General features: G+C 71.0%; 6 protein-coding genes. All 6 read left to right on the top strand.

Features of this window, described 5'->3' with window-relative positions; genetic code table 11:
* Positions 1–263 precede the first annotated feature (263 nt).
* Entirely contained in the window at positions 264–3,188 is a 2,925-nt protein-coding gene (locus ITI46_RS14525) for a glycoside hydrolase family 3 protein (RefSeq protein ID WP_209239947.1), read from the top strand.
* Between the two features lie 180 nt (positions 3,189–3,368).
* Positions 3,369–4,586 carry a sugar ABC transporter substrate-binding protein gene (locus tag ITI46_RS14520; RefSeq protein ID WP_209239945.1) on the top strand — a complete coding sequence of 406 codons (1,218 nt, stop codon included), beginning with the start codon at positions 3,369–3,371 and terminating at the stop codon, positions 4,584–4,586.
* A 10-nt stretch (positions 4,587–4,596) separates the two neighbouring features.
* Positions 4,597–5,562, top strand: coding sequence for a carbohydrate ABC transporter permease (locus ITI46_RS14515; protein WP_209239944.1), 966 nt, complete (start codon positions 4,597–4,599; stop codon positions 5,560–5,562).
* Between the two features lie 5 nt (positions 5,563–5,567).
* A complete protein-coding gene (locus ITI46_RS14510; RefSeq protein ID WP_209239943.1) occupies positions 5,568–6,434 on the top strand; it encodes a carbohydrate ABC transporter permease in 867 nt (288 codons plus the stop codon).
* 171 nt (positions 6,435–6,605) lie between these two features.
* Positions 6,606–8,096 carry a GH1 family beta-glucosidase gene (locus ITI46_RS14505; RefSeq protein ID WP_209239942.1) on the top strand — a complete coding sequence of 497 codons (1,491 nt, stop codon included), beginning with the start codon at positions 6,606–6,608 and terminating at the stop codon, positions 8,094–8,096.
* Positions 8,093–10,378 carry an alpha-xylosidase gene (gene yicI, locus ITI46_RS14500; protein ID WP_209239941.1) on the top strand — a complete coding sequence of 762 codons (2,286 nt, stop codon included), beginning with the start codon at positions 8,093–8,095 and terminating at the stop codon, positions 10,376–10,378. Before ITI46_RS14505 ends, yicI begins: the two co-directional genes overlap by 4 nt.
* The last annotated feature ends 19 nt before the right edge of the window (positions 10,379–10,397 follow it).

The raw sequence follows: 10,397 nt of genomic DNA, 5'->3' as shown, positions 1-10,397 counted from the left end.
CAACCACCCACCGCCGACCACCCCTCCCCTCGTCCCGCCGGTTTTCGCATTCCGAGCTGACGGCCCGTCAGTTATCCGTCAGTCATCACCGTCCGACTCCACTTCATGACCGCCTCCGCCAGCCACCTCCCCGCGCTGCCCGTCGAAACGCTTCGACGGATTCGAACCGAAGGAGAGCCCCCGTGCAGGAACAGGGCACCCCCAGACGCAACGTCCTCGCTCTCGGTCTCGCCGCCCCGCTGGCGGCGGCCGGTACCGGACTGATGGCATCCGCTCCCGCCGCCGCACGGACCCGGCAGGCCGCTCGCGCCGGCGCCCGCACGGGTCACCCGTTCCAGGACCCCGGACTGCCCTTCGCCGACCGCGTCGAAGACCTGCTGGGCAGGCTGACGCGGGACGAGAAGATCTCCCTGCTGCACCAGTACCAGCCTGCCGTCCCCCGGCTCGGCGTCCGCTCCTTCCGCACCGGCACCGAGGCCCTGCACGGGCTCGCCTGGCTCGGCAAGGCCACCGTCTTCCCGCAGGCGCTCGGCCTGGCCAGCACCTGGAACCCCGCGCTGATCAAGCGCGTCGGGGCCGCCGTCGGCGACGAGGCACGAGGCCTCCAGCACGAGCGGCCCAAGGGCTGGGGCCTCAACCTGTGGGCGCCTGTGGTGAACCTGCTGCGCGACCCGCGCTGGGGGCGCAACGAGGAGGGCTACTCCGAGGACCCGTATCTGACCGGCGTCATCTCCCTCGCCTACGGCACCGGCCTCCAAGGTGAGCACCCGCGCTATCTGAAGACGGCGCCCACCATCAAGCACTACCTCGCCAACAACACGGAGCACAACCGCTCCACCTCCGACTCGGTGCTGCCCCCGCGCGTCCGCCACGAGTACTACGAGGCGGCGTTCCGGCCCGCGCTGGCCGCCGACGCGGTCACCGGCGTGATGACCTCCTACAACCTGGTCAACGGGCGCCCGGCCACCGTCAACCCGGACCTCGACGGCGCGGTGCGGAAGTGGGCGCGGCAGGACCTGCTCAACGTCACCGACGCGGACGCGCCCAACAACCTCACCGGGGGCCAGGACTACTACTCCACCCTCGCCGAGGCGGACGCGGCGGCGCTCAAGGCGGGCATCGACAGCTTCACCTCAGACAGCGAGGACTCAGGCAAGACGGTCAAGGCCCTCACCACAGCCCTGGAGAAGGGCCTGATCAGCGAGTCCGACATCGACACGGCTGTCCGGCACATCCTCGGCGTCCGCTGCCGGCTCGGCGAGTTCGACCCCGACGGCGGGCCCTACGGGAAGATCTCCAAGTCGGTCATCGACAGCCCCGCACACCGCGCCCTCGCCCGCGAGACGGCGCGGGAGGCGATCGTGCTGCTGAAGAACGCCCCGGCGCCGGGCGGCCGCGCGGTACTGCCGCTGGACGCCAAGCGCCTGAAGAAGGTCGCCGTCCTCGGCCCGCTCGCCGACACCCTCTACACCGACTGGTACTCGGGCTCGCTGCCGTACGAGGTCACTCCCCGCGAGGGCATCAAGAAGCGGCTCGGGTCGGCCGGAAAGGTCACCGGGAGCGCGGGAGTCGACCGAATCGCGTTGAAGAACGCCGCCACCGGCGCGTATCTCACCGGCGGCGACGGCGCGGACGGCGCCGTGCTCACCGAGAGCGGCAGCAGCCCCGGCACCACCGCGCAGTTCGACGTCTACGACTGGGGGCAGGGCATCGTCACCCTGCGCAGCGCCGCAAACGCCAAGTACCTCGGCTACGACGGCAAGGTCTTCCGCAACGACCAGGAGCAGCCCGGCGGCTGGTACGTACAGCAGCAGTTCGTGCTGGAGAAGCAGGACGGGGACGTCCGGCTGGTGCGCTACGCCGGATACGACACCCTCACCGACTGGTTCGGCCCCAAGAAGTACCTCAAGGCGGACGACGACGGCACCGTCGGGCTGGTCGCCGAGAAGGACGCCACCCGGTACACGGTCGAGACCGTACGCGACGGAGTGGCCGAGGCGGTCGAGGCCGCCCGCGAGGCGGACGTGGCCGTCGTCGTCGCCGGCACCATGCCCGCCATCAACGGCCGCGAGGACCACGACCGTACCGACATGTCACTGGCCGAGGGGCAGTCCGCGCTCATCAAGGCCGTCCACCGGGCCAACCCGCGCACGGTCGTCGTGCTGGAGAGCAGCTATCCGCAGACCGTCACCTGGGAGCAGTCCCGCATACCGGCCCTCGTCTGGACCACCCACGCGGGCCAGGAGACCGGCACCGCGCTCGCCGACATCCTCTTCGGCGACCACAACCCGGCCGGGCGGCTCACCCAGACCTGGTACCGGTCGCAGGACGACCTGCCCGGCCTCCTCGAATACGACATCATCAAGGCCGACCGCACCTACCTCTACTTCCGCGGCAAGGCGCTGTACCCCTTCGGGCACGGCCTGTCCTACACCACCTTCCGCTACGGCCCGCCCCGGCTCTCCTCCCGCACCCTGCGGCCCGAGGGCAGCGTGACCGTCTCGGTCGAGGTCACCAACACCGGCAGGCGCGACGGCGACGAGGTCGTCCAGCTCTACGTGCGCCGGCGCGGCTCCCGGGACAAGCAGCCGTTGCAGCAGCTGCGCGGCTTCGAACGCGTCCGGCTGAAGGCGGGCCACTCCACCACCGTGCGGCTGAAACTGCGCGCCGCAGACCTCGCCCACTGGGATGTCACCCGGGGCCGCGAGGTGCTGGAGAGCGGCGAGGCCGAACTGCGGATCGGCGCTTCGTGCACCGACATCCGTGGGCGTACGACCCTGCTGGTACGCGGCGAGAAGGTCCCGCCGCGGGATCTGTCGCGGACCACCCGGGCCGCGGATTTCGACGACTACCGGGGTGTCCGGCTGGTCGACGAGAGCAAGGCGCGGGGCGAGGCCGTCGGCGCTGTCGAGGACCGTGCCTGGGTGCTGTTCCGCGATGTCGACCTGGGGTCAGGGGCACGGGAGTTCACCGCGCGGGTCGCCCGCGAGGCGCGGGGCAGCGGGAACCTGGCGGTTCGGCTCGGCTCGCCGCGGGGGCGGGTGGTGGGTTCGGTGGAAGTGCGGAGTACCGGTGACCGGTACGCCTACGAGAGCGTCAGCGCGCGGTTGCGGGGTGCGCACGGCCGGCACGACGTGTACCTGGTCTTTTCGGATGCGATGCGGGTGAGTTCGTTTTCGATGCGGTGAGAGCTCGGGTGGTGCGGTGCGTTTTCGACTGCGGGCCTTCCCCCAGCCTCCGGCCGGGAGGTGCCCCCAGGCTGAGCGCGGATGCCTCGAAGCCAGCGAAGCGCCCGCGAGAGGCAGAGAAGACCAGCCCCGCGCCCCTTCGGGGCGCAGCTGGACAGCCCTCGATTTGGAGAAACCCCTATGCAATTCCGCCCCGTACTCCCGATGGTCATGGCCGGTGCCACGGTGGCGCTCGGGCTCACCGGGTGTGCCGCCGCGCCCGAGCCCGGTACCGTCACCGTGCTCAACTCGGCCACCGACACGGCCGAGCACACCAAGAACCAGAAGTTCTTCGACCGCTGTGCCAAGAAGTTCGGGCTGCGTGTGGAGCAGAACAGCGTCCCCGCGGACCAGGTGTCGTCCAAGGCGCTGCGGATGGCCTCCTCGCACTCGCTGCCGGACATCCTCGAACTCGACGGCTCAGAGCTGCCGCAGTTCGCGCAGGCCGGCGGGCTGCGCAGCCTCCGGGAGCTCGGAGTACGCACCTCCGGGCTCTCGGAGAGCGGGGTCTCCCTCGGCTCCTTCGAGGGGACCCGCTACGGCATCGCCCGCTCCGTCAACTCGCTGGCCCTGTACTACAACCCGGACCTGCTGAAGAAGGCGGGCGTCGAGGTGCCCCGGACCTGGAAGGAGCTGCGGACGGCGGCGAAGAAGCTGACCGGCCGCGGCACCTACGGGTTCGCCTTCAGCGCCAGCCCGAACGCCGACGGCGTCTACCAGTTCCTGCCGTTCTTCTGGTCGGCGGGCGGTGACGAGGCGCGGCTCGACAGCGGCAAGGGCGAGGCAGCGCTGCGGCTGTGGAAGGACCTGGTGGCCGACAAGTCCGTCTCCAAGGCCGTCGTCAACTGGAACCAGCAGGACGTCAACGACCAGTTCGTCGCGGGCCGCACCGCGATGATGGTCAACGGGCCGTGGCAGGTTCCGGTGCTGGAAGGGCAGCACAAGGTGGACTGGGCCGTCGCCAAGTTCCCGGTCCCCGAGGCGGGCGGCAAGGCCGTACCTCCCGTCGGCGGCACCGTGATGACCGTCCCCAAGAGCGATGACCGGGAGCGCGAGAAAAACGCCGCCAGGATTCTCAACTGCCTCAACACCCCCGGCAATCAGCTCGACTGGGGCGAGGCCGTAAACAACGTGCCCACCCGCGCCGCCGCAGCGCGCACCTACGCGGAACAGAACCCCAAGCTCGCCCCGTTCGCCGAGCTGGTGACCACGGCGCGCTCCCGTACCGCCAAGGTCGGCACCCGCTGGCCGGCGGTGAGCGACGCGCTCGCCGGGGCCTTCCAGTCCGTACTCACCGGCGGCAGCAGCCCTGAGGCGGCCCTGCGCCGTGCCCAGCGGCAGGCGACGGCGGGGGAGTGAGGAGACCAGCATGAGTACCGTCACAGCCCCCTCCGTATCCGCACCTGCAGCGGGCGCCTCCTCAGCAGACGCGCGCGGCGGCACCGGGAGACGCCGCACCGCGCTGCTGCGCTGGCTCTTCATCGCTCCCGCACTGCTCTACATGGCCGCGTTCTTCGGCTACCCGCTGGTGCGGAACGTGCTGATGAGTTTCCAGCACTACACACCCACCACCTACTTCACCGGCGAGGCTCCCTTCAACGGCCTCGACAACTGGCGGGCCGTGTTCTCCGATCCGCTGTTCACCGACGCACTGTGGCACACCGCGCTGTTCACGGTGGGCTCGCTGCTGGGCCAGTTCACTCTCGGGCTGGCGCTGGCCGTCTTCTTCTCCCGCCGCTTCCGCCTCTCCCGCTTCGTACGGGCGGTACTGCTGCTGCCGTGGCTGGTGCCGATGGTGGTGGCCGCCGTGGTGTGGCGGCGCATCCTCGACCAGGAACACGGGGTGCTGAACGCGGCCCTGCAGGCACTGGGCCTGACCGACGGCGGCGTGCCCTGGCTGAGCAGCCCCGATGTGGCGCTGCTGGCTGCCGTGCTGGTCAACATCTGGATCGGTATCCCGTTCAACATGGTCATCCTCTACGGCGGCCTCCAGGAGATCCCCCGCGATCTGTACGAGGCGGCCGCGCTGGACGGGGCCGGACCGTGGCGGGCCTTCCGCTCCATCACGCTGCCGATGCTGCGCCCGGTAATCACCGTCGTCCTCGTCCTGGGCTTCATGTCGACGGTGAAGATCCTCGACCTGATCCTCGCCCTCACCTCCGGCGGCCCCGCCGACGCCACCCAGACGCTGGGCACCGTCACCTACCAGATGTCCTTCCTCCGCCTCGACTTCGGCCAGGGCGCCGTCGTCGGCAACGTCCTCATCCTGATCAGCGCGGTCTTCGCGGTGCTCTACCTGCGTGCCAACCGCGCCGACTTCGGCACCGGGAAGTGAGCACCATGTCATCGTCAACCATCCGGACGGCGCCGGGAACCGCGCGCACCACGGGGCCGGGCACAGGCGGCCGGGCGCGCGGGGCCTGGAACACCGTCGCCGCGCTGCTGATCCTCGCCGTGCTGCTCTTTCCCCTCTACTGGATGCTGGTCACCGCGCTGCAGCCGTCCTCGGGCATCGACGTGGACTTCTTCCCCACCTCGCCGGGGCTGGACAGCTTCCGGGCTGCGCTGGACAGCCAGGGCCGCTCGCTGCTCACCAGCCTGGGCGTCGCGCTGGGCGCCGTCGCGGTCTGTCTGGCGCTGGCGGCGCCCGCCGCCTACGGGCTGGCGCAGTTCTCGCTGCGCGGCGGACGGGCCATCGTCTTCACCACGCTCATCACCCAGATGGTGCCCGGCATCGTCATCGCCAACGCCCTCTACAGCGCCTACGCGGAGCTGCGGCTGGTCAATTCCTACCTCGGGCTGATCCTGGCCGACGCCTCGCTCGGGCTGCCTTTCTCCATCGTGCTGCTGCGCGCCTTCATGGTCTCCATACCCGGCGAAGTGGTGGAGGCGGCGCTGGTGGACGGTGCGAACCGGTTCACCGCCTTCGTCCGCGTCGTCCTCCCGATGAGCCGCAACGCCCTGCTCACCGCTGGGCTGTTCACCTTCCTCTTCGCCTGGTCGGACTTCATGTTCGCGCTCACCCTCAACACCACCGACGACGTCAAGCCGGTCACCCTCGGCATCTACCAGTTCGTCGGCGCCCACGTCAGCGACTGGGGCGCCGTCATGGCCACCGCCGTACTGTCCGCCGTGCCGGCGGCGGTCCTGCTGGTCGTCGCGCAGAAGTACATCGCCGCCGGGATCACTGGCGGGTCCGTCAAGTAACGCCCCGGCCATGAGGCGGTGGCCGCGAGTTGCTGCCGCTTCAGCCGGGCGGCTGTCCGGCGCGGTCGCGGTTGCGGCCATCGGAAGGGCCGCCGAACCATCGCCGTCGTGCGTCCCGCCGCTGCGGCGGGAAGAGGCAACCCCCCAGAGCTAGTGAGGCTGTTCATCCTGATGAGTAACCCTTCCCCGGGGCGCCCTGCGCCCGTTCCGCCTCCCCCGGACCCCCCTGACCTTCCGGAGGGTTTCGTCTTCGGGGCGGCCACCGCCGCCTATCAGATCGAAGGGGCCCACGACGAGGACGGCCGTGGTCCCTCCATCTGGGACACCTACTGCCAGGAGCCCGGCCGGACCGAGGGCGGCGCGACCGGCGATGTCGCCTGCGACCACTACCACCGCTACCGCGAGGACGTCGCGCTGCTGCGCGGGCTGGGGGTGGACAGCTACCGCTTCTCCGTCGCCTGGCCCCGCGTCCAGCCCACCGGCACCGGGCCGGCCAACCCGCGTGGCCTGGACTTCTACGACCGGCTCACCGACGAACTGCTCGCCGCCAACATCACCCCGGCCGCCACCCTCTACCACTGGGACCTGCCGCAGGCGCTGGAGGAGAGCGGCGGCTGGCGGGTACGGGAGACGGCGGAGCGGTTCGCCGCGTACGCGGCGCTGGTCGCCGACCGGCTCGGCGACCGGATACCGCGCTGGATCACCCTCAACGAGCCGTTCTGCGCCGCCTTCCTGGGCTACGCCACCGGCCGGCACGCACCCGGCGCACGGGAGGGGCGCGGGGCGCTCGCGGCAGCGCACCACTTGCTCGTCGCACACGGTCTGGCCGTACGCGCACTGCGCGCCGCAGGAGTGGCCGAGGCCGGCATCACCCTCAATCCCGACCGGCTGCTGCCCGCCACCGACTCCGCCGCCGACCACGCCGCGGTGCGCCGGGCCGAGACGCTGCACAACGAGACCTGGCTGGACCCGCTGTTCGCCGGGCGCTATCCGCGCGGCGCGGCGGAGACCTGGGGGCCGCAGGCCGACGGCTCCTGGCGCCGGGACGGCGATCTGGCGCTGATCGGCGCTCCGCTGGACTTCCTCGGCATCAACTACTACCGCCCGATCACCGTGGCCGACGCGCCCCACCGCGACCCCGACCCGGCGACGCGCACGGCCACCGACATCCGCGTCGCCGAGTGCGCCCGCGACGACGTCCGGCACACCACCATGGGCTGGCCCGTCGATCCGCGCACCTTCACCGAGCTGCTCACGGACCTGACGGCGCGCTACCCGGCGCTGCCGCCGCTGCTCATCACCGAGAACGGCACGGCCGAGGCCGACACCGTCACCCCCGACGGGCGGGTGCACGACATCGACCGTATCGACTACCTGCGCACCCATCTGGCCGCCGTGGCCGAGGCGGTACGCGCCGGAGTCGACGTTCGCGGCTACTACGTGTGGTCGCTGCTGGACAACTTCGAATGGGCGCGCGGCTACGAGCAGCGCTTCGGCCTCGTCCGCGTCGACTACGCGACCCAGCAGCGCCTCCCCAAGGACAGCTACCACTGGTACCGCGACCTGATCGCCGCCCACCGCCGAAGCCGCACCCCGCACCCGCCGCACACCCCGCACCAGGCATCCACCGCACCGCACAACGGAGAGCAGGCCGACCGATGAAGTTCACCGACGGCTACTGGCTGATGCGCGACGGCGTCCAGGCGTCGTACGCCACCGAGATCGCCGACACCCGCGTCACCGACGACCGCTTCACCCTCTACGCCCCCGTACGGCACATCCGGCACCGGGGCGACACCCTCAACGGCCCGCTGCTGACCGTCGAGTGCTTCTCACCCGCCGAGGGCGTCATCGGCATCCGCACCACCCACCACGCCGGCACCCCGGACCACGGCCCGCACTTCGCGCTGCGCCCCGGCCGGGAGGACGACGTGGCGGCAGCCAAGATCACCCGCGAGGGCTCCGTGCTCGAACTGGCCAGCGGCGAGCTGTCGTTGCGGGTGGACACGGCGGCGCCGTACCGGCTGGAGTTCACCGCCGACGGCCGCACCCTCACCTCCGTCGAGTCGCGCGGCACCGGCTATGCCACCACAGCGCCCGACGGCGCCCACCACTCCCTCGCACAGCTCTCGCTCGACGTCGGCGAGCTGGTCTACGGGCTCGGCGAGCGCTTCACCCCGTTCGTGCGCAACGGGCAGAGCGTGGACATCTGGCAGGCGGACGGCGGCACCGCCAGCGAACAGGCGTACAAGAACGTCCCGTTCCACCTCACCAACCGCGGCTACGGCGTCTTCGTCAACCACCCCGGCAAGGTGTCCTACGAGGTCGGCTCCGAGGCCGTCGGCCAGGTGCAGTTCAGCGTCGAGGGCCAGACGCTGGAGTACTACATCATCCACGGCCCCACGCCCAAGCAGATCCTCGACCGCTACACCGCGCTCACCGGCCGCCCGCCGCTGCCCCCGGCCTGGTCCTTCGGGCTGTGGCTGTCCACCTCCTTCACCACCTCCTACGACGAGGAGACCGTCCGCGGCTTCGTCCGCGGCATGGCCGAACGGGACATCCCGCTGGGCGTCTTCCACTTCGACTGCTTCTGGATGCGCGCCTACCAGTGGTGCGACTTCAGCTGGGACCCGGACGTCTTCCCCGACCCGGAGGGCATGCTGCGGCGGCTCAAGGAGAGCGACGCGGAACAGCCGCTGCGGATCTGCGTATGGATCAACCCGTACATCGCCCAGAAATCCCCGCTGTTCGACGAGGCCGCCCGGCTCGGCTACCTGGTGCGGCGGCCGGACGGCAGCGTCTGGCAGTGGGACCTGTGGCAGGCCGGCATGGGCCTGGTCGACTTCACCCACCCCGGGGCGCGCGCATGGTACGCGGACAAGCTGCGCGGGCTGCTCGGCCAGGGCGTCGACTGCTTCAAGACCGACTTCGGCGAACGGGTGCCCACCGACGTCGTCTGGCACGACGGCTCGGACCCCGAGCGGATGCACAACTACTACACCCAGCTGTACAACCGCACCGTCTTCGAGACCCTCACCGAGGAGCGCGGCGCGGGCGAGGCCGTGCTCTTCGCGCGCTCGGCGACCGCGGGCGGCCAGCAGTACCCCGTCCACTGGGGCGGCGACTGCGAGTCCACCTTCGGTGCGATGGCCGAGTCGCTGCGCGGCGGCCTCTCCCTCGGGCTGTCCGGGTTCGGCTTCTGGAGCCACGACATCGGCGGCTTCGAGGGCAGCCCCCGCCCGGAACTGTTCAAACGGTGGGTCCAGTTCGGACTGCTCTCCTCGCACAGCAGGCTGCACGGCAGCACGTCCTACCGGGTGCCGTGGAGCTACGACGAGGAAGCAGTCGCCGTCACCCGCGACTTCACCCGGCTCAAGCACCGGCTGATGCCCTACCTCTACCGCGCGGCACAGCAGGCCGCCGAAGCGGGCACCCCGGTGATGCGGGCCATGCTGCTGGAGTTCCCGGACGACCCGGCCTGCCACACCCTGGATCGGCAGTACATGCTCGGCGACGACCTGCTGGTGGCCCCCGTCTTCACCGCCGACGGCACCGTCGAGTACTACCTGCCCGACGGCGAGTGGACCCATCTGCTGTCCGGCGAACGGATGACGGGCCCCGGCTGGCGGCGCGAGCAGTACGGCTTCGACAGCCTGCCGCTGCTGGTGCGGCCCGGAGCGGTGCTGCCGTACGGCGAACGGGACGACTGTGCCGACTACGACTGGGCCCACGGGGTCACCCTGCGCGTCTACGGCCTCGCCGATGGGGCCTCGGTCACCACGCGGGTGCCCCGGCCGGGTGGTGCCGATGCGGTGTTCCGCATCCGGCGGCGCGGACGGCAACTCACCGTCGAGGCCACGGACGCCCCCGGCCCCTGGCACCTGGACACCGGTGAGGGCACGCTGCTGACGGCACCCGCCGGTACCACGACGCTCACCGCATGACTGTCAGGTCCTGCGGGCC

Origin of the sequence: Streptomyces oryzae (assembly GCF_017676365.1) — a bacterium.
Taxonomy (GTDB): domain Bacteria; phylum Actinomycetota; class Actinomycetes; order Streptomycetales; family Streptomycetaceae; genus Streptomyces; species Streptomyces oryzae.
The sequence above is the reverse complement of the archived record's forward strand: the minus strand, read 5'-3'. Positions and strand labels throughout refer to the sequence as shown.

Excerpts from the sequence above, each read along its gene's own strand:
- ITI46_RS14525 (WP_209239947.1), top strand. The coding sequence starts at position 264 with ATGGCATCCGCTCCCGCCGCCGCACGGACCCGGCAGGCCGCTCGCGCC.
- ITI46_RS14520 (WP_209239945.1), top strand. The coding sequence starts at position 3,369 with ATGCAATTCCGCCCCGTACTCCCGATGGTCATGGCCGGTGCCACGGTG.
- ITI46_RS14515 (WP_209239944.1), top strand. The coding sequence starts at position 4,597 with ATGAGTACCGTCACAGCCCCCTCCGTATCCGCACCTGCAGCGGGCGCC.
- ITI46_RS14510 (WP_209239943.1), top strand. The coding sequence starts at position 5,568 with ATGTCATCGTCAACCATCCGGACGGCGCCGGGAACCGCGCGCACCACG.
- ITI46_RS14505 (WP_209239942.1), top strand. The coding sequence starts at position 6,606 with ATGAGTAACCCTTCCCCGGGGCGCCCTGCGCCCGTTCCGCCTCCCCCG.
- yicI (WP_209239941.1), top strand. The coding sequence starts at position 8,093 with ATGAAGTTCACCGACGGCTACTGGCTGATGCGCGACGGCGTCCAGGCG.